The sequence below is a fragment of the Bartonella bovis 91-4 genome (assembly GCF_000384965.1).
GTDB classification, from domain to species: domain Bacteria; phylum Pseudomonadota; class Alphaproteobacteria; order Rhizobiales; family Rhizobiaceae; genus Bartonella; species Bartonella bovis.
In genome coordinates, this window is record NZ_CM001844.1 from 1,105,260 (window position 1) to 1,130,169 (window position 24,910).

Sequence of the window (24,910 nt, forward strand, 5' to 3'; positions counted from 1 at the left end):
TATTTTTTAAAAACTCTTATGTCTGTGAAGCTAAAAATCGTTCTGCCTCTAACGCAGCCATACATCCCCTTCCAGCAGCAGTCACGGCTTGACGAAATACATCATCTGCAACATCTCCTGCAGCAAAAACACCAGAAATGCTTGTAGCTGTTGAATCTGGTGCCGTCCATAAATAGCCCCCTGGTTTTTGTTTCAATTGTCCTTCAAATAAAGAAACTGCAGGCTCATGCCCTATAGCAATAAATATTCCATCCGCATCCACTTTAAGTTCTTGACCCGTTTTAATACTTTTAAGACGCGCTCCTGTCACAACAGCACCCATTGATGAATTAGCTGGTAAACCAACAATTTCTTCCACTATATGATCCCAAATAACACGCACATTATCACGAGAAAATAATCTATCTTGCAAAATTTTTTCCGCACGAAAATGGTCTCGCCGGTGAACTATACTAACACTTTTAGCCAATTGTGATAAATAAAGAGCCTCTTCAACAGCTGTATTTCCACCACCTACAACAATAACGTCTTTATCACGATAAAAAAAACCATCACACGTAGCACAAGCAGAAACACCACCGCCCATAAAGGTTTGTTCGCTTTCCAAGCCCAACCAGCGAGCTTGTGCTCCCGTTGCAATAATCAACGCATCACAACAATATTGTGTTTCTGAATCCCCGTATAAAATGAAAGGACGTTTTGATAAATCAGCTTTTATAATACTATCATAAACAATTTTCGTACCCATATGCTCAGCTTGTTTTGCCATTTGTTCCATCAACCATGGCCCTTGAATTGCATCAGAAAAACCTGGATAATTTTCAACATCAGTTGTAATTGTTAACTGTCCTCCCTGCTGCACCCCTGTAACCAAAACAGGTCTAAGCATTGCTCTTGCCGCATAGATTGCAGCTGTATAACCAGCTGGCCCCGAACCAATAATAAGAACGCGAATACGCGATTTTGCCATAAAATCCCTTCCTCTTTTAATCCTCTTTGAGATCGATAAATTATGATGAAAAATGTAGCCTTTTAAAAATATTTCTCTTACAATTCAAATTATGATTTACTTGTATTTTTTTCAAGGTTTATTAAAAGTTGATTACCAATTTATCATAGCTTACTTACTATAGAGACTAACTGCATCTTATAAACGTTACGTATATACACACTAATAAGTACAAAACCATAAACAAAATAAAAAAGAGACAGGAAACGGCCATTTTTCAATTTATTATCAATATCTGTGCACGTTTTGCATTAATTATGGGAGCAACCATGTTTTTGCCTGCTCTTGCAGATCTGCGCGATGGAAACCACAATTGGGCAGCCTTTCTTTATTCTTGCACCATAACTACCATGCTAGCAACGTTGATTCTTTTAGCAACCAGAGGTGCTAAATGTCGTTTTTCAGCGCGCTTTGGTTTCACACTGACTATTTGCCTTTGGTTAACAGGTAGTATAGTGGGTGCTCTTCCTCTTTATCTCTCTCCACTCCCAATTTCTTTAGCAGGAGCAATTTTTGAATCTGTCTCTGGAATTACAACCACAGGTTCCACTGTAATCACAGAACTTGATAAGCTACCACGAAGCATTTTGTTATGGCGTTCTCTCATCTGCTGGATCGGGGGTATTGGTTTTATCGGATTAGCTTTATTACTTCTGCCTTCACTTCGTGTTGGGGGAGTACAGCTTTTCCATATGGAATCATCAGATAAATCTGAAAAAATATTACCTCGTATTAATCAAATCGCTAATGGAATTATCATTGCTTACATTGGACTAACGCTTGCTTGCATGCTCTCTTATTTTGCTGCTGGCATGACCTTATTTGATGCCATCAACCATGCAATGAGTACAGTAGCAACGGCTGGGTTCTCAACCCATGATGCCTCATTTGGTTATTTTTCTGATAAACCAGCTATCCTGGTTGTTTCCACAATCTTCATGTTACTTTCTGCTTTACCCTTTGTGCTTTATGTAAAACTAGTGCTTCCTGGCCACTCAAAACGCTCTATTGATCCACAAGTTATCGTTTTTCTAAACATTGTTTTTCTTCTCAGCTTCATTTTAGCTGCATGGTTGCGATCTCAGAATCATCTTACCTTTCATCAGGCTTTTCTTGATGTTATTTTTCACCTTGCATCTGTTATTAGTACCACCGGCTATAGTGCTGAAAACTATCAGCTTTGGGGACCTTTTGCATTTGGTATTTTCTTTATTGTTTCTTTTACAGGTGGGTGCGCTGGTTCTACGTCTGGTGGTATAAAAATCAATCGTTTAATTATTCTTTGGCGTATTGCACAAACAAATATGGCAAAACTCCTTTCCCCTAATGCAGTTGTAAAAATTCGCTATGATCATTCAAATATATCTAGTGATATTGCTCAGTCTGTCTTACTTTTTGTATGCCTTTATATGTTTTGCCTTCTTATAGGTACTACACTTTTACTCACCACCGGACTTGACTTTACTTCCGCTTTTACAGGCGTTTTAACCGCACTTTCAAATATAGGTCCAGGTTTTGGAGAAATTATCGGCCCTTCTGGTAATTTCGCGACAATTAATGACAATGCTTTATGGACTTTAAGCTTTCTCATGCTAGCTGGTCGCCTTGAAATTATAACCATATTTGTATTTTTCATCCCCACTTTTTGGCGTGAATAGTTTTTATGCTTAACACCTAACTTTGTAATAAAAGAAACTTACAAGTCTAAGCAAAAAAAATAAACAACATGCACGTTAAGGTTAATCCTAAAAAGACAAAAATACAAAGCAGCATTATTAAAAAATCTTAAGCATTGGTACAACGACTTTTCATATTGATTAAAATTTATAGCATTTTGTTTTATAGGTCTTTTTTACCAATCCAAAACTGATCTACACCATTTTTCTGTTATGATGTGTAAACAGCCCTTAATCTGTAAGCATAGTAAGTTCTACTGAATTTGATTTGTCTATATTATGTTATGCTTGATATCAAAATTTTTCAAAGCTTTGTTTGTTTACAAGTCGTCTTTGCTTCTTGTATTGAATCAGTACCAAAAAGCCTTCATTAACTGCACCTTCAAAGAAGAACTACCCTATATCCTTAATTAAAACTATAAGAAATAAGACGATAATTCTAATACAACCTTTCCTGATATAAACAATCTAAATTAGATACTAATGAACAATATCTAAAATCACTCTGCAAACGGTATACGACACTTCTTTTAAGGTACCTATTTTCCCTTTTTCAAAATAATTATTCTAAAGACTTTAGGGTATATTTAAAATATCTTTCCCTCAAACATCATCTTATAGACATTCCCAATCGCAGCTGCTTCCTTCTCCAAAGGAAAATGAGTGCGAACGTGGGCTAAAGCCTTTTTCCCTGCAGCTAATGTTTTATCTAAATCAGCAAAATAAGACTCAATTGCAGCAGTTAAAGCTAATCCATCTCCTGCTTTAACAACTGTTCCTGTTCCTTCTACTACTAATTCTTCATAAGCACCTGCATTACTGGTCACTACAGCTGTTTGCGATGCCATTGCCTCTAATGGTGTTAAACCAAAACCTTCCACACGAGAAGGTGCCACATAAAGTGATAGACGGCGGTACCATAAAGGTACATCCAACACCTCACCAAGAATAATAATGCGATCACTCAAACCAGCACGAGCAATTTTCTGACGTAATTTCCTTTCAAAAGAATAATGTTGCGCTGTAGTGCGACCAGCGATAATTGCCGTCCAATCAGGATAGTGTGGTAATAATTTTAACATTGCATCCACAAATAAATCAGTGCCCTTAAAATAGCGCACACGCCCAAAACACCCTACTGCATACTTTCCTGGTAATCCTGTTGCTACAAAACAATCATTAACAGTTTTTGGTGGTGAAAAACGCTCAAGATCCACCCCATGCATAATAACTTGATAAGGAACTTCTAGATAAGTTCCAGCACGTGCACTAGTAGCAATAACTTTATCCATGCAACGAATTAGCCATTTTGTAAAAGGTTTATGCTGACGTTGAGATGCAGACGTAAAGATGAGTTTAAGCTTCATACGTAAAACATCGCGAAAAAAGATACCACAAAGCATTTCAATATTGCGCCGCGCATGCCAGATACGAAATGGCTTACTTGCTGGATTTTTCCAAAGCCTAAAAAGATCTTTAAATGAAAGAGCCGGAAAATTTTGCGGCAATCCCCATCCTAAAGTAGATATATGTATGCCCTGTTTTCGTTGCAATGGAATCAGTTGAATAACTGTAGATGTTACTCCTGACATACGTCTTTTAAAGTGAGGAGTAATAATATCAATTTCTTCCAAAGACGTATACATAACAATTAGATATATTGAATTTTAATAATTTCATAATTATGTGCTCCACCTGGAGCATTGACTTCAATTACATCACCCTCTTGCTTACCAATAAGCGCACGTGCAATAGGTGAAGAAATAGAAATTTTACCAGTTTTTACATCGGCTTCTTGATCACCAACGATCTGATAAATCTTTTTTTCTTCAGTATCTTCATTCAAAAGTTTTATAGTAGCCCCAAATTTAATTCTATCACCTGAAAGGCGAGAAACATCTATAACTTCTGCCCGCGCAATGTAATCTTCAAGTTCATTTATACGCCCCTCATTATGACTTTGCGCTTCTTTAGCAGCATGATATTCAGCATTCTCTGACAGGTCACCATGCGCACGCGCTTCAGAAATTGCTTCAATAATCCGTGGACGTTCTTGCTGTTGGCGCCAACGCAACTCCTCTTTGAGATTTTCAAAACCGGTTGTAGTCATCGGAACTTTTTCCATGATCCGTCCTTTCTTTTATACAGAAGGCCTTATAAAAAACAAAAACGGCTTCCAAAATTACCTTTGGAACCCGAGCATTACAATCATTCTTATTATATAGGACAATAACCTCGTTTTCCATATAAAAAATAAAATAACATATAGATATCTGGGATTCTTTCAGATAAAATTTATATTTTTGGCTTTAATACTCCCCCCAATACCTATCATGATGGACACATCAAAGGAACAATTATAGTTTTCTATTTTATCATTAACTTAAACAAAAAAGACATTGTATAAAATTAGAAGAATAGAACCATATAAGAATTCCATGAGGTCAATAATGAAAAAATTGATTGTTTTTTTTGTGCTCAACTTTTTCTTCCTGACTACAACAGCAAGCCAAGCTACAAACGCCATAGTAACAAGAAATCTTAATCTTAGAGCAGGACCAAGTACTCATTATGCACTTCGAAGCCTCATCCCCGCGGGAAATTTAATAACCGTCTATAGCTGCAGAAACAACTGGTGCCAAATTAATTATGACTCACAAACTGGTTGGGTGTCATCTCGTTATCTATCATTTAAAAATGGAAATGATCTCTACCATACATATACAATACCATCATCTCCAACCGTTTACCATTATTATTGATAGCAGTTGGGTGAATTCAAACAATCTCCACACCTTATATTCTTAACCACTCATCCCACTACCGGCTATAGCGCTTTAATCTTTCTAAGCTAACTGTATTTCTATCAAAACGATAACTATCAGTTAAGTACCATAGTCATAAAAACCAAATACAACCATCACCCACAACAAATACACGTGAGGTACAAGCAACTCTAGTGTTATCAAATTAAAAATGCTACAACCCTCTTACAATAGGTGGAATACAAGCTGATGATCACAGTGAAGCCTCTTTCACCTTATTCTTACGATAAAAACTCATAAAATGTTCCTATAATGTCGTACCAAAAAACTAAAAGACCTGCCCAAAAATCTAATAAAACATCCTGTAAGATAAAAACAGGCCATGCTGCAATTGCTAAACAACCTTCTGCTACTAGTCCTAGCTCAGCAATAGAGCCTGATATTTCCTTTAAAACTGCAAGTAATTTTACATCTCAGAATGCCACAATAAATGGTGTTACAGCAACAGTTGAAGCTCTTTCTACACTTATTGCTTCGGATAATCCCCTTTTTAAAAATGGTACAGTATGGACACCTCATCGCCCTATTCGTCCTGAAAAATCTGAAGGTGGAATTCCATTTCAAATAAACACACCTTTTGAACCTGCAGGAGATCAACCAGCAGCAATTAAAGCTTTGGTCGAAGGCATTGAGAGAAACGAGCGCACTCAAGTACTTTTAGGCATTACCGGTTCAGGTAAAACCTACACAATGGCTAAAATCATTGAAAAGACACAGCGCCCTGCTTTAATTCTCGCACCAAATAAAACTTTAGCTGCACAGCTTTATGGAGAATTTAAAAGCTTCTTTCCCCACAACGCTGTCGAATATTTTGTTTCTTATTATGACTATTACCAACCAGAAGCCTATGTTGCACGCTCTGATACTTATATAGAAAAAGAATCATCTATTAATGAACAAATTGATCGTATGCGCCACGCCGCAACACGTGCCGTACTTGAACGTGATGACGTCATTATCATTGCATCTGTATCCTGTATCTATGGAATTGGTTCAGTAGAAACTTATACCGCTATGACCTTCCAAATGCAAAAAGGTGATAAGTTAAATCATCGACAATTATTAGCTGATTTAGTTACCCAACAATATCGCCGACAAGATATAAATTTTACGCGCGGTTCTTTTCGTGTACGAGGTGATACAATCGAAATATTTCCTTCTCACCTTGAAGATCGTGCTTGGAGAATTTCGCTATTTGGTGATGAAATTGAAACAATTACTGAATTTGATCCTTTAACAGGACAAAAAACTGGAGATCTTCAATCTATTAAAATTTATGCAAATTCACACTATGTCACACCACGACCAACATTAAATCAAGCAATAAAAGCAATTAAAATGGAATTAGCTCAACGCCTTGATGAATTAAATTCTGTTGGTCGCCTTTTAGAAGCACAACGTTTAGAACAGCGCACAATATTTGATTTAGAAATGTTAGAGACGACTGGTTCTTGCGCCGGAATTGAAAATTATTCACGCTATTTAACGGGCCGTAATCCTGGTGAACCACCTCCAACTATGTTCGAATATATTCCCAACAATGCTCTTATTTTTATAGATGAAAGCCATGTAACAATTCCCCAAATTGGTGGGATGTATCGGGGTGACTTCCGACGAAAAGCAACCCTAGCTGAATATGGATTTCGCCTACCCTCTTGTATGGACAATCGTCCCTTACGTTTTGAAGAATGGGATGCTATGCGTCCGCAAACAATTGCCGTTTCTGCAACACCTGGACGCTGGGAAATAGAACAAACATGCGGCGTTTTTGTTGAACAGATCATTCGTCCAACAGGGCTCATTGACCCACTAACACAAGTGCGTCCCGCATGCACACAAGTTGATGACGTTATGAATGAAATTCGCAAAACAATCAAAAAGGGCTATCGGACATTAGTAACTGTTCTAACCAAACGTATGGCTGAAGATTTGACAGAATATCTCCATGAACATAACATTCGTGTGCGCTATATGCATTCTGACATTGATACATTAGAGCGTATTGAAATTCTTCGCGATTTGCGACTTGGCACTTTTGATGTTTTAATTGGCATTAATCTTCTGCGAGAAGGATTGGATATTCCAGAATGCGGCTTTGTTGCTATTCTAGACGCTGACAAAGAAGGTTTTTTACGCTCAGAGACCTCTCTTATTCAAACAATTGGGCGAGCTGCGCGTAATGTAGATGGCCACGTTATTCTTTATGCCGACACAATCACCAACTCCATAGAACGAGCCTTGCAAGAAACTACACGACGCCGACAAAAACAAATAGCTTACAATGAAGAGCATCATATTACACCTACCAGTATCAAAAAAAATATCGGCGATGTCCTCAATTCAGTTTACGAAAATAATTATCATGCAGATATTCCTGATTTTGTCACACAAAATAATAAAGTAGACAATAATTTAGCCAATCATATTCAACATCTCGAAAAATCAATGCGTGAAGCAGCTGCGAATCTTAACTTTGAAGAAGCAGCTCGACTTCGTGATGAGATAAAACGGCTACAAAAAATAGAATTAACAATTGCTGATGACTTTTTAACACATAATGATGAATATTCCACTAATGAGACCATAACACAGTCAAGTCTTTTCTCTAAACCCGATCTTGACCATATGGAGCCAACTATGGATGTTGGTCTTTTAGAAAGTCATCAAATTAAAAAAAAGATTCACAAAAAAACTTTTGATAAAAAAATAATAAAATAAGTAGAAGCCTCTTCAACTAATAGTTCAAAAAATAATTCATCTTCAAATAAATTCTAGCACTTTTACAAATACCCCTCATATAACTAGAAAACGCAAGCGCTTTATAAAAAATGGTTGCCCAAAACATCAGTAAGCTATCTTAACTGAAACAACGATATAAGAAGGTGGATTGTACGGATAAAACTCTTACTAAAATATTTTTTTAAAAAACTTTGCTGCATTTAAAGTTATAAGCATCAAACAATTATAAAAGAGCTATTCTCCAATTTTGAAACAAGCAAAAAATAATAAAGAGAGAGTTTTATATATCAGAAGCTACTCTAATATACTAATTTGTATATAAGTATTAGGACATAAGTTTATTATCTACCTTTTAAAAAATAACATAAAAACACTCTATGCTTTAAACCGACAGGTAAAATTTAAAATAATAATAAGAGTTTTAATTTCATTAACTTCAATAATAGTAACGTTGATATTTTTACTATATATCTATTGTCTAAACTTCAGATATTATCAGATAAAGGATGTATAAAATATGTTCGACAGTAAATGACCACCATAGTAAAAAACAAAACTTTAAATATTAGCTCTATAATGTTAATCTGAGTGTAATATGTTTTATGCATATCAGATTTTCAGCGTAATTTTATTTTGTAATTTATTCTCAACCAAATGGTTTCTTTATCCGTTCTATTAAAAAATTTAAAATCGTTCAGGTTACATTCAGCTTAATACATATAAAGTATGAATAATATAAATTTTAAAGGGAGTATGTTATGAAAAAATTGACCCAATCAGCAGTATTATTAGCAATAACAACTGCAACCATCTCAACACCACTAACTACAGCACTTGCCCATAATGATTATGTGTACATTCAGCAAAATGTAAATAGCATCCCTCAACACCATACTCAATATCATCGTGAACAACGGCACATTCATCACAAAAACCCAACACGCTACTATCATCATCACGAACAAACAATACATCACAATATTCACCAATATCATGTGAATCGCCCTAATAACACGAGTGATGCTTTAGCGGCAGGTGTTCTCGGCCTTGCTACAGGCGCAATTCTTGGTAATGTTTTAACGAAACCTGCGCAGCCACAAATCATCTATCAGGCTCCATACCCTCAAAACCAGGTGATTTATCAAGAAATACCACAACCTCAAGTAGTCTACCAAGTATATCCAACAGTGACCTATCAACCCACCTACCAACCATGGACATCACAATGGCTTCAATATTGCACCCAAAAATACCGCTCATTTAATCCTAAAACAGGTACTTTTCGTGGTTACGACGGCTTAGACCATTTCTGTCATGCTCCATTACAATGACCTTTAAGCGATATTGAAAAAACCCCGTTTTAAAGCGGGGTTTTTTCTTTTACTCAATTATTAAATTCCTTGAAGAAAAGGATTGAAGCGGCGTTCATAGCCTATTGTGCTTCCTGGTCCATGGCCAGAAATAAAGCTGACGTCATCACCTAAGGGTAAAATTTTTTCTTTAATGGATTTCATCAATTCCTCGTGAGAAGATAATGGAAAATCAGTACGCCCAATAGAACCACGAAAGAGAACATCACCCATCAAAGCCAAACGCTCTTTCTTGTTGAAATAAATAACATGTCCAGGGGTGTGGCCAGGGATATGCAGAACATCATATACATATCCAGCACAATCAACGCTGTCACCATCCTCTAACCATTGATCGGGTACACAAATACGCACATCCGGCATACAATAGGCTTTTGCCCTTTCAACTACGTCTTCCATAACTGGTTTATCACTACAATGTGAACCAATAATTTTAACATTAAGCTCCTCTCTAGCTTGCATCGCTGCTCCTACATGATCAACATGACCATGTGTTATCCAAATAGCCTCAATACTAACACCTATCTCTTGAATTGCTGCTTGAATTTTAGGCCAGTCACCACCCGGATCAACTATAACTCCCTTTTTACTTTCATCATCAAAAAGTAAAGTACAATTTTGTTGGAAAGATGTGACTGGAACAATATGTGCCTTCAGATTACTCATAATATCCTTAAAAAAATAAAATATTTATCAAATAAATAACATTTTTCATGCATTTATAAAATCAAAAATTGCCTGCTCGACAGCTTGACACAACTTATGTAGATTGGATCTTATTGGAAATTGAATTTTCGTCAAGGTTTTAAATAATGACCGACCACGTTCATGTCTTATGTGATGATGCCCCTCATCTCCTTGTTATTGATGATGACACGCGCATTCGTAGCCTCTTATCTCAATTTCTTATTAAAAATGGATTTCGTGTTTCAGTTTCTGCTAATGCTGATGAAGCCAGACGTCAACTCACAAGTATAGATTTTGACCTTCTTATTGTTGATGTGATGATGCCTGGTGAAAATGGTATTGACCTTACCCTTTCACTGCGCCAAACAAAAAATGTCCCCATTTTAATGTTAACGGCTTTGTCAGAAATAGATAACCGTATCCATGGGTTAGAAGCAGGAGCAGATGATTATCTAGCCAAACCCTTTGATCCTCGAGAACTCTTACTTCGTATTAACGCCATTTTACGGCGTGGTCTCTCACCTAACCAACCCAAAATCGAACAAATTGTTTTTGGGCCCTATATGTTTTCAATTTTACGACGCGAATTGAAAAAAGGAGGAGAAATCATCAAATTGACAGATAAAGAGCAAGAAATGATGGTTATTTTTGCCCAACATGCAGGTAATACAATTCCACGCCATAAACTCGCAACAGGTGATTGTGAAATAAGTGAACGTGCCATTGACGTACAAATCAATCGTTTACGCCGCAAAATAGAAAAAGACCCGGCAACTCCTATATGGCTTCAAACTGTGCGAGGGGTTGGTTATAAACTCTCAATTGAATAGACGTAATAATGATTAAACTCGCAAGACAATTTGCTCGGTGGTTAACGAGGCAAATGCCTAAACGCCTTTACGCCCGCTCTTTGATTATTATTATCGCTCCCATGGTACTCCTGCAAACAGTGATTGGTTATGTCTTTATGGAGCGCCACTGGCAAATGGTAACTAAACGTCTCTCAACTGCCATTGTCCATGATATTGCTGCCATTATTGATATAATTGAAACATATCCGCAACAACACAACTATGAAGATATCAAACGCATTACACAACAACGCATGGGGTTAAATATTTCTATCCTACCCCCTGATCCCCTGCCCCCTCCAGGCCCTAAACCATTTTTTGCAATTCTTGATTATTTTCTTAGTGAAGAAATCACTCATCAAATTAACCGCCCTTTTTGGATTGATACAGTAGGCGATTCTAATCTTGTTGAAATCCGTATCCGTCTTGATAACAGTATTTTGCGTGTCTTTGCTATGCGTAGTCAAGCTTATGCCTCCAACACCGGTATTTTTTTAAGCTGGATGGTAGGAACAGCTCTTGTTTTATTATTGATAGCCATTTACTTCTTACGTAATCAAATCAAACCTATCCAACAACTTGCTGAAGCAGCTGAAAGTTTTGGACGGGGACGTCCCTTACCAAAAGATTTTCAACCACAAGGAGCTGATGAAGTGCGTCGTGCTGGTATAGCCTTTTTACGTATGCGTGAACGCATTGAGCGCCAAATTGAACAACGCACTATGATGCTCTCAGGTGTAAGTCATGATTTAAGAACGATTCTTACACGTTTTAAGCTTCAACTGGCCTTAGCAAGTACAGATTTTGATATCAGTCCGCTTGAGCAAGATGTTAGTGATATGCAAAATATGTTAGAAGATTATCTCGCTTTTGCACGCGGAGAAAATGGTGAAAATGTTAGTTCTCTTGATTTAAATGCCCTTATGCAAAAATTCTCTACCGAAGCTCAGCTTCACAAACGTCAATTCTCTTACACAATTGAAGGCCCCACACAGATACAAGTACGCCCCCATGCTTTTACGCGTTTGGTTAGCAACCTTGTATCAAATGCATTTCATTATGCAAACACTATCACGCTAATAGCTACATCCCAACAAGAATCGTTTATTATCATTATTGATGATAATGGACCCGGCATTCACAAAGACATGCGTACAGAAGTATTTAAACCATTTTTTAGGCTTGATAAAGCACGTAATCAAGATGCAAGTGGAACAGGTCTTGGTCTTGCTATTGCTCAAGATATCGCTCGTAGCCACGGAGGAAATATTCAATTAGACAACAGCCCATTAGGAGGCTTACGCGCTATTATTGATATTCCTCTATAAAATATATCCAAAAAAGCCTTGATAAAAATTAATCAGAAAATAAATTGAATTATTTAAGCGTTTCCTACAGTTTCAAATAAAGCATATTGCAATGCCTTATAAGCACTTTCACCCATCCAAGCTACCATTTGAAAAGCAGTATAATGACTTTCACAAACTTTAAGCGCGTGAATTAACAATGTTTCAACTTGTACACGGGATGGATGCACCCCACCAGCTAAAAGAAGACCTTGCCGATAAATAACTGAATTGTCTCCTTGCCAATAATCAAAATGCCCTAATAATAATTTCTCATTAATTGCCAGTAATAAGCGGTGCATTTCCGCTGTTCGAGTACTTTCAATAGAAAGATCAAATGCACAAGCTAAATGAAGAGCTTCTTGTTCTCCCATCCATGAAAAAGCAAGACTATAATTAGCCCATTTTCCTTCTACACAAACATTAATTTCATCTTCTGCACTCCGCTCAAAAGACCAGTCGTACTTATAGGCAATCTGTTCGATAAAATCTACTGGATGCTCTTCTCTTTCCGCGGCGCTAAAGGCAAGCCTCATCATTAATCCCCAAAATTTAAGAATGTTATCAATACAGCGTAAAACGCTTACAATTGTAATATTTACTACAATTAAACCTTTACACTAAACAAATACACACTAGAACGTAGACAACACACGATACCTAGAAATACAACAAGTGATATTTTCCATGATACATAGCCTGATAAAGACAAAACGAATCATCAAGCCTTTTCAGTGTATTGATACAATCTCATAGTGCCAGCCCCCTGATTCAAAAAAAATGCTTTTTTATAAAAAACGAATCCAACAATAAATTAACGATTTGCTTTAACAGATTCAGAATTAAGCATTTTTCAGCTTCGTGTATACTATTGAAAAATTGGGGATTATTTTTTTGAGAATATAATTTTTGTACTAAAATTATTTTAGTTTCTATTCATGGGTTTTATTTCTCTAAATCATCAAGACGTTTTGCCAAATTAGCGCTTTCCGCACGCGTTTTAAGTACCATTTCCTTAACCACTTCAAATTCCTCACGTGAAACAAGATTAAGCTTATTGACTAACTTCTCAGCTTGCGAACGAAAAACTGTTTCAGCTTCATGCCGTACACCTTGCGCAACACCAGCTGCATCTGTCATTAATTTTGCTAATTCGTCAAGAATACGGTTGGACCCATCATGCATGAAATTTTTCCTTAATTTTAATCAACTACGTATGCATTATACGTGCATTTTTAATACACAGACATTGTATTTGTTTCTTTTACAAAATCCACCGTAATTTTTCTATCCTCCTCTCACACCTCTAAACAATAGCAATCTATTTCTCTTCTTACCTTGACCATTGTGTATTCATCTGTCATGCTTAAACAATTTATAGCTTCATAAATGTAAAGCGCTTCCTAATGAACGACTTTCTTTTTTGTCCTGCCATTAATTTTCCTTCCTTTCTTGATCCTGTTATTATCCATTTAGGCCCCATAGCACTACACTGGTATGGGCTTGGTTATGTCGTAGGTATCCTTTTTTCTTGGTGGTATGCACAAAAATTATTGACAAAAAAATTCTTGTGGCATGCAAACCAGCCTCCTATGGATCAACATAAAATAAGTGATTTTGTTATCTGGGCTACTATAGGTATTGTTGTTGGCGGTCGTTTGGGACAAGTGTTTATCTGGGATCCCACTTATTATTTTAACCACCCCAGTGCCATTATCGCAGTGTGGACTGGGGGAATGTCTTTTCATGGCGGTCTTATTGGCACCACCATTGCAATGATCTGGTTTGCTCGCAAAAATAACATTAATATCTGGGCAATGTTTGATACAATTGCCGTAGGTGCCCCTGTTGGCATCGGTATTGTGCGGGTGTGTAATTTTATTAACCAAGAATTATGGGGTAATATTACCACTGTCCCTTGGGCTATTTGCTTCAACAATGATCCCCAATATCTACCACGCCACCCAAGCCAACTTTACGAAGCACTGATGGAAGGACTTCTTCTTTTTATTATATTAGCTATTGCTATTTTCACTTTTAAAGCATTAAAACGCCCTGGAACAGCAACTGGAATATTTATTTTAGGTTATGGAGTAGCGCGTAGTGTTTCAGAAATTTTTCGTGTTCCTCAAGAAGATCCAGAATGGTTTTCTTTCCTCTTTTATTCTACTGGATTTACCTATGGAATGGCATTATCTTTTCCCATGATTCTTTTTGGCTTTTATGCACTTTTTCAAGCTTTTAGAAATCATTCTATAAAATAATGGCCACTCTAAGAGAGAAAATTAAAGAAATTATTGCTGTCAATGGACCAATAACTGTCAGTCAATATATGACATTAGCCCTCACAGATCCACAATTTGGCTACTATCAAACAAAAACACCTTTTGGATCCACTGGTGATTTCATCACCGCACCTGAAATAAGTCAATTATTTGGAGAGATGATTGCTATTTGGGTCCTTGCAAGCTGGAAAGCTCAAGGAAATCCCAATCCTTTTATTCTGGCTGAAATAGGTCCAGGACGTGGAACACTTATGAATGATGTTTTACGTACCATTCAAAAATTATGTAAAACAGCTTTCAATGCTGCTGAAATTTTTCTTGTTGAAATAAGTCAACGCCTTGCAATAGAGCAAAAAAAGCGCCTTTCATCTTATCAAAAACACATTCACAATATTGAATATTTTAATCAAATACCTTCAGGACATCTCTTTCTCATTGCTAATGAGCTCTTTGATGCACTCCCCATCCACCAATATATCAAAATCAACGGAGAATGGAGAGAGCGCTGCATTACACTTGATCAAGATGGTCATTTCACCTTTATAGCTGGGGTGCATAAATTTTCTGCTGATGACTTACCAGCCTATTGTGCTAAAATGCCTAACGGAACGATTTGGGAACACGCCCCCTTACGTAACCAACTGATGCAACAAATTAGTAATCGCTTAATACAAACTAAAGGATCTGCTTTGCTTATTGATTATGGTGCTTCTGATTGTGCATTTGGAGATACACTGCAAGCTATTTCAAAACATAAATTCCGTGATGTTTTTGCAAACCCAGGTGAACATGATTTAACATCACATGTTGATTTTTTCTCTTTAAAAACAATAGCTCTTCAACAAGGTTGTTTTGCTGAAATTCTAGAACAAGGAGATTTCCTTTTTAAAATGGGAATTCTTGAACGTGCAAAACAGCTTAGTATTAACAAAGCTATCTCAATCCAAAATAAAATTCGTCAAGACATCGAACGACTTGTTAGCTCAGATCAAATGGGTAAACTTTTCAAAGTTCTCCATGTCAGTGATCAACCTACTACTATCTCTAACTTTCTTGACTCACAATAATGATAAAGAATTGACAAGCGCTGCTGTCTCTTAAACACCATTGCCTACCCAAATAATTATGTGGAGCTTTCATGAATCCTGTTCTTAAGCCTATCCTTGCAAAAGATCTTCTCGCTTTACATAAATACGGGATAAAACATGGTTTTTTTACGCGTCAAGGCGGAGTTTCACAAAACCTTTATCACAGCCTTAATGTCGGCCAAGGCTCAAATGATCATCCTAAACATATTGTGCAAAACCGCACATTAATCGCAAATTATTTTGACATTGAGATAAAAAATTTAATCACTGTCAATCAAGTACACTCATGTGATGTAGTAGTAATTGATCAAGCTTTCATCGGTAAACGTCCTAAAGCTGACGCTCTTGTTACAACTACAAAAGGTTTAGCAATCGGCATTCTTACAGCCGATTGCGGACCAGTTCTTTTGGCTGATCCGCATGCAGGTGTCATTGGTGCTGCGCACGCTGGTTGGCGAGGAAGCTTGAATGGAATTTTGGAAAAAACAATTTTAGCTATGGAAGAACAAGGTGCCAAACGACAATCAATAACAGCAGTGCTAGGACCTTGTATTGGTCCTAGTCATTATGAAGTAACAAACGAATTCTATAATCAATTTATGAAGCGTAATAATCAGTTTCAAAAATATTTTTTAAAAACAGATAAAACAAACTGTTTTCATTTTAATCTATGGGCATTCATTATCAACCAATTAGAACAAGCAGGCCTGAGTGCTTCTTGTCTAAAACTTTGCACTTATCAAGATGAACAACGCTTTTTTTCCTACCGTCGTGCAACACATCGCAATGAATCTGATTACGGGCGACAAATTTCCGTTCTTATGCTAGAAGCATAAAAAATAAGTTTTTACCTCAGAAACATATTGTACACTGCAAAATAAAATTTCTTATCCAAATGAAAAAATACGCTCGATCATGTTTTTTTCTTTCATGAAATAAGCTATAGGTTCGTAGGTTATAGTAATTTATAGAATCTTGTTTGTGAATACTTGACTTGCCATAACCAATAGCAAAATAATTATTTTTAACCCACACTAGATAAAATTATAATGCTTTGGTAATTGTTCCTTTGCAATCTGATAATAACAAGTTAAAAGCTGTATCAAATTTTATCATGATTATTCAGGGGTTCTATCATGAAACTTTTCTATGGCAATTCTAACCCACATCTTTCTGAAAATATTGCAAATTATTTAAACATCTCTCTAGGTGAAGCAACCGTCAAACGTTTTGCTGATCAAGAAATTTTCGTAGAATTGCATGAAAATGTGCGCGGAGAAGATGTATTTGTACTGCAATCAACCTCTTATCCAGCCAATGATCATTTGATGGAATTACTCATCATGATTGATGCACTACGTCGTTCTTCAGCACGTCGTATTACAGCTGTTATACCTTATTTTGGGTATGCTCGCCAAGATCGTAAACCTGGACCACGTACCCCTATTTCCGCAAAACTTGTTGCCAATCTGATTACTCAAGCGGGTGCCCATCGCGTTTTAACATTAGATCTCCATGCAGGACAAATCCAAGGTTTTTTTGATATTCCTACCGACAATCTCTATGCTGTTCCTGTCATTTCTCGTGATGTCAAAACGCGTTATTCTCTTGAAAATGTTATTGTTGTTTCACCGGATGTTGGTGGTGTGGTACGTGCACGCTCCTTAGCCAAGCGCTTAAACAGTCTACTTGCCATTGTTGATAAACGTCGTGAACAACCAGGTGAATCAGAAGTGATGAACATTATTGGAAATGTAGCCGGAAAAGATTGCCTTTTATTAGATGATATTGTTGATTCAGGTGGCACTCTATGCAATGCAGCAAGCGCTCTTCTTAAGCATGGAGCAAATAGTGTCACTGCTTATATTACACATGGCGTTCTTTCTGGAAACGCTATTGAACGCATTACCAACTCAGAAATGAAAGAACTAGTCATTACCGATTCGATTATGCCAACAACAAAAATTGAACAAGCACATAATATACGCGTTTTGACTATTGCCGACTTAATTGGGGAAGCAATCGCAAGAACAGCAGCAGAACAGTCTGTTTCAAGCTTATTTGACTAAAATAGTGCCTTTAGATTTCCTGCTACCCTATCTAAATTTAAACTAGAAAACATCTGATGTGTTTACTGATAAATCAATACGCACAACGCAAAATTCACACTTTCCAAAATAAATTAAAAATTAGATGAACGGATTTTTCTACAACTCTTGCATCTCCAAAGGGTTTGAATTATAGAATAAGCTTCTGCGTAGACACCCTTGGAGGCAACGCAGAATGGAGCTAATTGCTGCTTTGCAGTGCATATCTTCATATTCATGTAAAAACTATTAGTTGTTTTTGATGAATCTCCAATCATGTAAGAAGGATTTAACCATGAGCAAGAGTTATACTCTTAAGGCCGAAATACGCGAGCGGGTTGGTAAGGGGTCCTCCCGTGAACTTCGCCGTAACGGTCTTATTCCAGCAGTCATTTACGGTGACAAACAGCCTCCTTTGGCAATTGCAGTTTCTTATAAGGAAATTTTCTACAAAATTTATGCCGGTGGTTTTCGCACTACTGTTGCTACCATTGAAATTGACAAAGACAGAATTCAAGTTCTACCAAAAGATTATCAGCTTGATCCGGTTCGTGATTTTCCTATGCACGTAGATTTTTTACGTATTTCAGAAAAATCAGTTGTGCATGTAAACATTCCTGTGCATTTCCTCAATGAAGATACAGCTCCAGGTATTAAACGAGGTGGTGTTTTAAATATTGTTCGCCATGAAATTGAATGTACTGCACCAGCAAATGCTATCCCTGAAGCAATTAACATTGATCTTTCGAGTTATTCTATTGGTGACTCTATCCATATTTCGGCCGTGCAGTTACCAGAAGGTGTAACCCCGGTTATTCAAGATCGAGACTTTACCATTGCAACCATCGCAGCTCCTGCGAGTGCAAATGTGAGCGATAACTCAGAACAAGAGAATGATGAAAATAATTAAAACCTTATAAATTTCAGTAGGTGGGAAAAACTTCCCACCTATTTTAAGGTATTTTGTTAATCATTTATATTTTATTGAAAGTGCATATGTTGCTCATTGCTGGTCTTGGCAACCCTGGTTTATCCTACCAAAATAATCGCCATAATATTGGTTTTATGGTTGTCGATACTATTCATCAGTCCTTTTCTTTTTCTCCATGGTCAAAAAAATTTCAGGCTGAAATCTCTAATGGCCTCATAAATGGTGAAAAAATTCTTCTTATCAAACCTCAAACTTTTATGAATTTATCTGGTCAAGCCATTAGCCAAACCTTGCGATTTTATAAATTAGAATTGAACAATCTTATTGTTTTTTACGATGAACTAGATTTACCTCCTGGAAAAGTGCGTATAAAAATTGGAGGTGGAAGTGGAGGACATAACGGTATAAAATCTATTGATAGTCATTGCAGTAATAATTATTGCCATGTACGTTTAGGGATTGGACATCCCGGTTCTAAAGAATTGGTTCATCAACATGTTTTAGGCAATTTTACAAAATCTGATCAAGAATGGTTATCTATTTTATTAGATACAATCGCGAATAATATTGCTACTCTAATAAAGGGAGATGCTAATCAATTTATGAACAAAATTTCATTGGTAATGGAGAAAAAAGCTTAACAATAAAACATACTCTCCTTTAAGAAGATGAAGTAACAAACAGTTTTTTATGATTTTTTTAATGACCTTTACATATAATATACTCTCTTTTTAAAGAGAATGTTAATATAGAGTTCATCAGACAAAACCATCCAAGTCTATATTGGCCATTTGGAATTACAAAGAAGTTATCTGATGAAAATTTATAGTACAGTTTATTATGGAGCTATAAAACCACCACCCGTGAACCATTAGGAACACGGTCATAAAGATCAATAATATCTTGATTGAGCAAACGGATACACCCACTTGAAATAGCCTGACCAATTGACCATTCTTCATATGAACCATGAATACGGAAAAGCGTATCCTGACCATTTTTAAAGAGATATAATGCCCGTGCACCTAATGGATTATCAGGTCCTGGCGGCAACCCTTTCCCCAAATGACCGTATCGTTCTGGTTCACGAGTCATCATTGCCGCAGTTGGAGTCCAAGACGGCCACCGACGCTTATATTGTACAACTGCTTCACCTTTAAATTCTAAACCTTCCTTGCCAATGCCAATGCCATAACGCATAGCTTTTCCATTTTCACCAACAAGATAAAGAAAGCACTCCTCAATATCCACAACTAACGTACCAGCCGGATAAGAAGTATCATAATCTACTTGTTTGCGTAAAAATTTTGGATCAATTTCTGCAAGATCGATTGCAGGTAATAAATAAGGCTCATTCGTTACAGGGCCATATAAAGCCCGTACTTCCTCTGGAATGAAGCGAACTTGTTGAGAAGAAATAAAAGACTCACTTGGCTGATGTGTAGCACAACCAACCAATATTAGAGAAACAACAATTAAAAAAGTACAACGAGACAACAACTTACATTCCTGCAATTATTTGATTTGATATAATTATTTGATTCTACCGCTTTCTATACTATAAAAAACTTAGCACACTGTTAACATTGATTTATAATTTCATAATTATTAAAATAAGGAATGTTTAGGATTTGTCGATTAAAAAATAACAACAATTAGCTAAAATCATCATAATTGTTTTGGTTTATCTTTTTTACCACCACAAAAGCTAAAAACTAGAACTCTTCTTCAACATGCTATAAAAACACCAATAAAATATATTTTGGTCATTATAAATAAATCAAAAGTCTAATAAGAAAGATAACCTATGGGTTTTAAATGTGGTATCGTCGGGCTGCCCAATGTTGGTAAATCAACCCTTTTTAACGCGTTAACAAAAACAGCTACAGCACAAGCAGCTAATTATCCTTTTTGTACAATCGAGCCTAATACCGGTGAAGTTGCTGTACCAGATCCACGAATAGAAAAAATCGCCTCTATTGTTGGTTCAAAAGAAATCATCCCTACACGTATCAATTTTGTTGATATTGCAGGACTTGTTCGTGGAGCTTCAAAGGGTGAAGGTTTAGGCAATAAATTTTTAGCCAATATTCGCGAAGTCGATGCCATTATCCATGTACTACGGTGTTTTAAAGATGAAGATATTACCCATGTAGAAGGAAGAATCGATCCTGTTTCTGACGCTATAACTGTTGATACAGAACTTATGCTCGCAGACCTTGAAAGTCTTGAACGACGAATCATACAAGTTCGTAAACGTGCAATTGGAAAAGACAAAGAAGCTTTAGCAATTCTTCCTATAATGGAAGCAGCATTAGAATTATTACAAAAAGGAGAGCCTGTACGGTTATTGCTTAAAAATATTTCCTCTGATGAACGACGTATTCTTCATGGTTTAAATCTTTTAACCTCAAAGCCTGTGCTTTATGTTTGTAATGTCAGCGAAAATGAAATTTCTCATGGCAATGATTTTACTAAAGCAGTGGAGAAAATAGCTGCAGAGCAAAAAGCGCAAAGTATTACTATTTCTGTTTCCATTGAATCTGAGATTGCTCAACTTTCTGACGAAGAAGCTATAGAATATCTCCATGTATTAGGATTATCTGAGCCTAGTTTGAATCGACTCATTCATGCTGGTTATCATCTGCTTGATTTAATTACTTATTTTACTTGTGGGCCTAAGGAAACACGAGCCTGGACAATCACCCGTGGTACCAAAGCACCTCAAGCAGCTGGTGTTATTCACTCAGACTTTGAACGTGGCTTTATTCGCGCACAAACTATTAGTTACAAAGATTATATTACCTTAGGTGGAGAAAACGCAGCAAAAGAAGCAGGAAAAGCCCGTGATGAAGGTAAAGAATATATAGTACAAGATGGTGATATTATGTTATTTAAACACAATACTTAATATCATTATCTTTTTACATATTTTTGCATAAAACTGTTTCCGTATTCTCAAAGAGCACTATTCAACAAAAACAGCCGCATTATGAGAGCGACTGCTTTGTTTATCAAAGATAGAAATACAAAAACTAACGTATCAAATAGTCTTCATATTTAAACTTTGGAGCTTCTTTCAAAGCATTCTTTGTCACATTGACCATAAGCCTCCACTTACCATCATCACGTTTCATCTGGAGTTTTTCTGGAGAAATGGCAACATAATGCTCACCCATACCGAAAAAACCGCCAATACTAACAACAATCCCATCAATCTTATTCTGACGTAAAATAATATCTTTTACCTCACCAATTTCTTCATTTTCTATATTATATATATTCACACCTATAAGGTTTGAAGCAACGAAATCAGTTGTTAAAGGTGTAGCATCACCTGCAACCATATCTGCCTTAACTCGTACAATACCTTCTGCTAAAACCTTTTCATGTTCAGAAGACAACGAAAATTGGGCATAAGCACTAGAAACCATTAAAATTGACGTAAGAGCAGTGATAGCAATTTTTTTCATTTTACATTCTCCATTTTTACTTTTACATGCTCTCAATGCACAATAATTTGATTTGTTCCCTATGTGCTTTAAGATTAGCTACTCTCTCTTTGTGTATTCCCTCAATTATATGGTTTTTTCGAATTTCTTATCTCAATCATGCAAAATTAGTTTTTATAAGACAACAACGCCCCAAATATTGACCAGTTTTAAAAGAACATGTACCTGTTATAAAACTTGTATAAAAATCATAACTCAGCAGAATTTATGTGTATTACAAACACCGTGCACAAATAATGGTCAACAGTGTTGAAATAAGCCAAAATTAAATCTTTTTATTAGTAAAGATAATAAAAACTAATCTTTTTGAAAAAATACCAAGCATTCATTGAAACAATGTATTTTAGATCATTTTGATATGCGTAATACCTCTACGTTCTTTGAGACATAAATATATTTAAAATATATACTTCCTCTATTTATTGCATATAAATAAAAGCCTGTGTAAATAACCCTCTCTCAATTTCAAAATAAACAGCTACAAAAAACAACACCTTTATTCTCTAGGGAGAGAATTATATAGATCCTCTTACAAAGAAATATGTAAAGCTATACGGAATAATATATGACACTTCACATTGCTCTTTTTCAACCAGATATTGCTGGTAATACTGGAACAATTTTACGCCTCAGCGCTTGTTTTGGTATACACGTGCATATTATTGAACCAGCAGGCTTTAACTTATCAGATCGTAACCTTAAACGAGCAGGTATGGATTATCTTGAATATGTTTCGTTGGAACGTCACATTGATTGGCAGCACTTTATTGAAACTATGAGACATTTTAATCGCCGTCTTTTGCTTTTGAGCACAAAAGCAAAAACATGCTATACAGATATACACTATCAAAAAAACGATGTTTTACTTTTCGGTCGTGAATCAGCCGGTGTTCCTAATTATGTTTATGAAACAGTTGATCATGCATTAACAATTCCTATGCAGCCATACGCACGTTCTTTGAATCTCGCAATGAGTGTAGCCATAACAACCGGAGAAGCCCTTCGCCAAATTGGTTATAATGAGATAGAAAATATCGTCTAAACAAAGAAATAGAAAGTTGCGTATAAAAACTTAGTATTATTGTTCAATTTTTTCTAATAACTCGTTACGATCCATTAAAAATCCGCTTTTAACCCAGGTATTTTCTAGCTCTTTAAGCTTTTGACCTAAAAGTACTCCATGAACTAAACCTTTTTTCATCAAATCTTTACCACTTATAGGAAAAGTTGGAATCTGCCATTGTTGAGCCAAGTGATAAAGTTGAAGATAATATTCTGCTTTTTGCAAAATTTCGTTTTCATCTAAAATACCAACACAGACAGATGCTAAGGATAAAGATAATTGATCTAAAACGGGTTGTCGTCCATGAAAATAAATCAATTTTTTCACACAAACATCTGAACAGTTTGATTTGATCATCTCCAACTTTGCCCATTCCTGTAATCGCTTTTTCTCTTCATTAGATAAACGCAAACGATGAGCCATATCATGAAGACGTACGCAATCAGGAGGTAGTAAACTTTCTAACCGTAGCAATGGGTCTGCTTTCCAACCAAGGATACGCTCTATTTTCACAAGTGGGTGGATTACATCAATACCCCATTTTTCTGTTTCAGGTAAAATGAGTGTTAAAATACCACTTTGACGCATCCATAAAAGAGCACGCGTTGGATCTGAAGCAGTAAGAAGTTTTTTCATTTCTCCCCAAATACGCTCAGATGAAAGTTTGTGCAGACCTTGTTTCAAAGAAATGCATGCTTTCAACCCTTGCGTATCAGGTCGCCCTTCCCCATACCAAGCAAAAAAACGAAAAAAACGTAAAATACGTAAATAATCTTCACAAATACGATCCTTCGCAACACCTATAAAACGTATCGTTTTGCTTTCAATATCATTCAAGCCTCCCACTTCATCATAAAGTTGACCAGATGCATCACAATAAAGCGCATTGATGGTAAAATCTCGTCGTTGAGCGTCCTTTTTCCAATCGCGACAAAAGGAAACTTTTGCATAACGACCATCTGTTTCAATGTCAGAGCGAAGCGTTGTAACTTCATAGCAACGAGATTCGATGACGACTGTCACTGTACCAAAATCAACACCTGTAGGAATAGCTTTAAATCCTTCTTGTTCTACACGCTTTATAACCTGCTGCGGCAAACAGGTCGTAGCAATATCAATATCGCTAATGGGTTGATTCAAGAGTTGATTACGTACTGCACCACCAACAATACGTGCCTCTTCACCATCCAATGATAAAATGCAAAGAAGTGTTTGGATATGGTCATTCTGCAACCAACCAACTTGTCTGAAATTTTGTGGTATGCTCATCCACTTAACCTTTTGAACAAATTCTTAACACTTCTCTCTATTTAGTAATCTTATCGCACAATAATTTGTAACACGTTTCTTATGAGCTATAACTCCTCCTTCATTAATACACTTCTCCATCTGTGCACGAATAAAAAAAACATCTTACCATACTTCTTTTCTCTTCATTTTC

General features: G+C 36.3%; 23 protein-coding genes. 14 read left to right on the top strand and 9 right to left on the bottom strand.

Features of this window, described 5'->3' with window-relative positions; genetic code table 11:
• Positions 1-16: 16 nt before the first annotated feature.
• Positions 17-970, bottom strand: coding sequence for a thioredoxin-disulfide reductase (gene trxB, locus BBBE_RS04820; RefSeq protein ID WP_010701433.1), 954 nt, complete (start codon positions 968-970; stop codon positions 17-19).
• A gap of 308 nt (positions 971-1,278) precedes the next feature.
• Here trxB and BBBE_RS04825 point away from each other — a divergent pair, with 308 nt between their 5' ends.
• The gene (locus BBBE_RS04825; RefSeq protein WP_010701434.1) at positions 1,279-2,667 is read left to right on the top strand and encodes a TrkH family potassium uptake protein; all 1,389 of its coding nucleotides are present in this window, start codon (positions 1,279-1,281) and stop codon (positions 2,665-2,667) included.
• 605 nt (positions 2,668-3,272) lie between these two features.
• Here the strand turns inward: BBBE_RS04825 and BBBE_RS04830 are convergent.
• Entirely contained in the window at positions 3,273-4,331 is a 1,059-nt protein-coding gene (locus BBBE_RS04830; RefSeq protein ID WP_010701435.1) for a glycosyltransferase family 4 protein, read from the bottom strand.
• Positions 4,332-4,336: 5 nt separating this feature from the next.
• Complete coding sequence (greA, locus tag BBBE_RS04835) at positions 4,337-4,810, bottom strand: transcription elongation factor GreA (RefSeq protein WP_010701436.1); 474 nt, start codon at positions 4,808-4,810, stop codon at positions 4,337-4,339.
• Between the two features lie 325 nt (positions 4,811-5,135).
• On the opposite strand from greA, the gene BBBE_RS07245 reads away from it, so the two are divergent.
• From BBBE_RS07245 to BBBE_RS04845, 3 genes are all read left to right on the top strand, one after another.
• The gene (locus BBBE_RS07245) at positions 5,136-5,447 is read left to right on the top strand and encodes an SH3 domain-containing protein (protein ID WP_081632656.1); all 312 of its coding nucleotides are present in this window, start codon (positions 5,136-5,138) and stop codon (positions 5,445-5,447) included.
• A gap of 315 nt (positions 5,448-5,762) precedes the next feature.
• The gene (gene uvrB, locus BBBE_RS04840; protein ID WP_010701437.1) at positions 5,763-8,228 is read left to right on the top strand and encodes an excinuclease ABC subunit UvrB; all 2,466 of its coding nucleotides are present in this window, start codon (positions 5,763-5,765) and stop codon (positions 8,226-8,228) included.
• Between the two features lie 779 nt (positions 8,229-9,007).
• On the top strand, positions 9,008-9,580 hold the full coding sequence (locus BBBE_RS04845) for a BA14K family protein (RefSeq protein WP_010701438.1): 573 nt from the start codon (positions 9,008-9,010) through the stop codon (positions 9,578-9,580).
• 60 nt (positions 9,581-9,640) lie between these two features.
• Here the strand turns inward: BBBE_RS04845 and BBBE_RS04850 are convergent, their stop codons facing one another.
• On the bottom strand, positions 9,641-10,285 hold the full coding sequence (locus tag BBBE_RS04850; protein WP_010701439.1) for an MBL fold metallo-hydrolase: 645 nt from the start codon (positions 10,283-10,285) through the stop codon (positions 9,641-9,643).
• 146 nt (positions 10,286-10,431) lie between these two features.
• On the opposite strand from BBBE_RS04850, the gene BBBE_RS04855 reads away from it, so the two are divergent.
• Together BBBE_RS04855 and BBBE_RS04860 are read left to right on the top strand one after the other, a co-directional pair.
• Positions 10,432-11,136 (top strand): response regulator, encoded by a 705-nt coding sequence (locus tag BBBE_RS04855; protein ID WP_010701440.1) that lies wholly within the window; start codon positions 10,432-10,434, stop codon positions 11,134-11,136.
• Positions 11,137-11,144: 8 nt separating this feature from the next.
• Positions 11,145-12,485, top strand: a complete 1,341-nt coding sequence (locus tag BBBE_RS04860) for an ATP-binding protein (protein WP_010701441.1) — start codon at positions 11,145-11,147, stop codon at positions 12,483-12,485.
• A 53-nt stretch (positions 12,486-12,538) separates the two neighbouring features.
• Here the strand turns inward: BBBE_RS04860 and BBBE_RS04865 are convergent, their stop codons facing one another.
• Together BBBE_RS04865 and BBBE_RS04870 are read right to left on the bottom strand one after the other, a co-directional pair.
• Positions 12,539-13,039, bottom strand: coding sequence for a type III secretion system chaperone family protein (locus tag BBBE_RS04865; protein WP_010701442.1), 501 nt, complete (start codon positions 13,037-13,039; stop codon positions 12,539-12,541).
• Between the two features lie 409 nt (positions 13,040-13,448).
• Complete coding sequence (locus BBBE_RS04870) at positions 13,449-13,688, bottom strand: accessory factor UbiK family protein (RefSeq protein ID WP_010701443.1); 240 nt, start codon at positions 13,686-13,688, stop codon at positions 13,449-13,451.
• 221 nt (positions 13,689-13,909) lie between these two features.
• On the opposite strand from BBBE_RS04870, the gene lgt reads away from it, so the two are divergent.
• From lgt to pth, 6 genes are all read left to right on the top strand, one after another.
• Positions 13,910-14,767: a prolipoprotein diacylglyceryl transferase gene (gene lgt, locus BBBE_RS04875; protein WP_010701444.1), complete on the top strand. Its 858-nt coding sequence runs from the start codon at positions 13,910-13,912 to the stop codon at positions 14,765-14,767.
• The gene (locus BBBE_RS04880; RefSeq protein ID WP_010701445.1) at positions 14,767-15,855 is read left to right on the top strand and encodes a class I SAM-dependent methyltransferase; all 1,089 of its coding nucleotides are present in this window, start codon (positions 14,767-14,769) and stop codon (positions 15,853-15,855) included. Before lgt ends, BBBE_RS04880 begins: the two co-directional genes overlap by 1 nt.
• Before the next feature lie 71 nt (positions 15,856-15,926).
• On the top strand, positions 15,927-16,712 hold the full coding sequence (gene pgeF / locus BBBE_RS04885; RefSeq protein WP_010701446.1) for a peptidoglycan editing factor PgeF: 786 nt from the start codon (positions 15,927-15,929) through the stop codon (positions 16,710-16,712).
• Positions 16,713-17,012: 300 nt separating this feature from the next.
• Positions 17,013-17,945, top strand: coding sequence for a ribose-phosphate pyrophosphokinase (locus BBBE_RS04890; protein WP_010701447.1), 933 nt, complete (start codon positions 17,013-17,015; stop codon positions 17,943-17,945).
• 313 nt (positions 17,946-18,258) lie between these two features.
• On the top strand, positions 18,259-18,873 hold the full coding sequence (locus tag BBBE_RS04895; RefSeq protein ID WP_010701448.1) for a 50S ribosomal protein L25/general stress protein Ctc: 615 nt from the start codon (positions 18,259-18,261) through the stop codon (positions 18,871-18,873).
• 86 nt (positions 18,874-18,959) lie between these two features.
• Positions 18,960-19,535: an aminoacyl-tRNA hydrolase gene (gene pth / locus BBBE_RS04900; protein WP_010701449.1), complete on the top strand. Its 576-nt coding sequence runs from the start codon at positions 18,960-18,962 to the stop codon at positions 19,533-19,535.
• Between the two features lie 205 nt (positions 19,536-19,740).
• Here pth and BBBE_RS04905 read toward each other — a convergent pair whose 3' ends face one another.
• Positions 19,741-20,394 (bottom strand): L,D-transpeptidase, encoded by a 654-nt coding sequence (locus BBBE_RS04905; protein WP_010701450.1) that lies wholly within the window; start codon positions 20,392-20,394, stop codon positions 19,741-19,743.
• A gap of 307 nt (positions 20,395-20,701) precedes the next feature.
• Between BBBE_RS04905 and ychF the strand changes: the two genes are divergently transcribed.
• Positions 20,702-21,805, top strand: coding sequence for a redox-regulated ATPase YchF (ychF, locus tag BBBE_RS04910; RefSeq protein WP_010701451.1), 1,104 nt, complete (start codon positions 20,702-20,704; stop codon positions 21,803-21,805).
• Between the two features lie 124 nt (positions 21,806-21,929).
• Here ychF and BBBE_RS04915 read toward each other — a convergent pair whose 3' ends face one another.
• Positions 21,930-22,367 carry a PRC-barrel domain-containing protein gene (locus BBBE_RS04915; RefSeq protein WP_010701452.1) on the bottom strand — a complete coding sequence of 146 codons (438 nt, stop codon included), beginning with the start codon at positions 22,365-22,367 and terminating at the stop codon, positions 21,930-21,932.
• 604 nt (positions 22,368-22,971) lie between these two features.
• Here BBBE_RS04915 and BBBE_RS04920 point away from each other — a divergent pair.
• Positions 22,972-23,448 (top strand): tRNA (cytidine(34)-2'-O)-methyltransferase, encoded by a 477-nt coding sequence (locus tag BBBE_RS04920; protein ID WP_010701453.1) that lies wholly within the window; start codon positions 22,972-22,974, stop codon positions 23,446-23,448.
• 36 nt (positions 23,449-23,484) lie between these two features.
• Here the strand turns inward: BBBE_RS04920 and BBBE_RS04925 are convergent, their stop codons facing one another.
• A complete protein-coding gene (locus BBBE_RS04925) occupies positions 23,485-24,738 on the bottom strand; it encodes a CCA tRNA nucleotidyltransferase (protein ID WP_010701454.1) in 1,254 nt (417 codons plus the stop codon).
• Positions 24,739-24,910: the final 172 nt, after the last annotated feature.

Bases quoted from the DNA above. Each gene is read 5' to 3' on its own strand.
- trxB (WP_010701433.1), bottom strand. From the start codon at position 970: ATGGCAAAATCGCGTATTCGCGTTCTTATTATTGGTTCGGGGCCAGCT.
- BBBE_RS04830 (WP_010701435.1), bottom strand. From the start codon at position 4,331: ATGTATACGTCTTTGGAAGAAATTGATATTATTACTCCTCACTTTAAA.
- BBBE_RS04925 (WP_010701454.1), bottom strand. From the start codon at position 24,738: ATGAGCATACCACAAAATTTCAGACAAGTTGGTTGGTTGCAGAATGAC.
- pgeF (WP_010701446.1), top strand. From the start codon at position 15,927: ATGAATCCTGTTCTTAAGCCTATCCTTGCAAAAGATCTTCTCGCTTTA.
- lgt (WP_010701444.1), top strand. From the start codon at position 13,910: ATGAACGACTTTCTTTTTTGTCCTGCCATTAATTTTCCTTCCTTTCTT.
- BBBE_RS04870 (WP_010701443.1), bottom strand. From the start codon at position 13,688: ATGCATGATGGGTCCAACCGTATTCTTGACGAATTAGCAAAATTAATG.
- BBBE_RS04920 (WP_010701453.1), top strand. From the start codon at position 22,972: ATGACACTTCACATTGCTCTTTTTCAACCAGATATTGCTGGTAATACT.
- BBBE_RS04855 (WP_010701440.1), top strand. From the start codon at position 10,432: ATGACCGACCACGTTCATGTCTTATGTGATGATGCCCCTCATCTCCTT.
- BBBE_RS07245 (WP_081632656.1), top strand. From the start codon at position 5,136: ATGAAAAAATTGATTGTTTTTTTTGTGCTCAACTTTTTCTTCCTGACT.
- BBBE_RS04860 (WP_010701441.1), top strand. From the start codon at position 11,145: ATGATTAAACTCGCAAGACAATTTGCTCGGTGGTTAACGAGGCAAATG.
- BBBE_RS04915 (WP_010701452.1), bottom strand. From the start codon at position 22,367: ATGAAAAAAATTGCTATCACTGCTCTTACGTCAATTTTAATGGTTTCT.
- BBBE_RS04825 (WP_010701434.1), top strand. From the start codon at position 1,279: ATGTTTTTGCCTGCTCTTGCAGATCTGCGCGATGGAAACCACAATTGG.
- greA (WP_010701436.1), bottom strand. From the start codon at position 4,810: ATGGAAAAAGTTCCGATGACTACAACCGGTTTTGAAAATCTCAAAGAG.
- uvrB (WP_010701437.1), top strand. From the start codon at position 5,763: ATGTCGTACCAAAAAACTAAAAGACCTGCCCAAAAATCTAATAAAACA.
- BBBE_RS04845 (WP_010701438.1), top strand. From the start codon at position 9,008: ATGAAAAAATTGACCCAATCAGCAGTATTATTAGCAATAACAACTGCA.
- pth (WP_010701449.1), top strand. From the start codon at position 18,960: ATGTTGCTCATTGCTGGTCTTGGCAACCCTGGTTTATCCTACCAAAAT.
- BBBE_RS04895 (WP_010701448.1), top strand. From the start codon at position 18,259: ATGAGCAAGAGTTATACTCTTAAGGCCGAAATACGCGAGCGGGTTGGT.
- ychF (WP_010701451.1), top strand. From the start codon at position 20,702: ATGGGTTTTAAATGTGGTATCGTCGGGCTGCCCAATGTTGGTAAATCA.
- BBBE_RS04890 (WP_010701447.1), top strand. From the start codon at position 17,013: ATGAAACTTTTCTATGGCAATTCTAACCCACATCTTTCTGAAAATATT.
- BBBE_RS04880 (WP_010701445.1), top strand. From the start codon at position 14,767: ATGGCCACTCTAAGAGAGAAAATTAAAGAAATTATTGCTGTCAATGGA.
- BBBE_RS04865 (WP_010701442.1), bottom strand. From the start codon at position 13,039: ATGAGGCTTGCCTTTAGCGCCGCGGAAAGAGAAGAGCATCCAGTAGAT.
- BBBE_RS04850 (WP_010701439.1), bottom strand. From the start codon at position 10,285: ATGAGTAATCTGAAGGCACATATTGTTCCAGTCACATCTTTCCAACAA.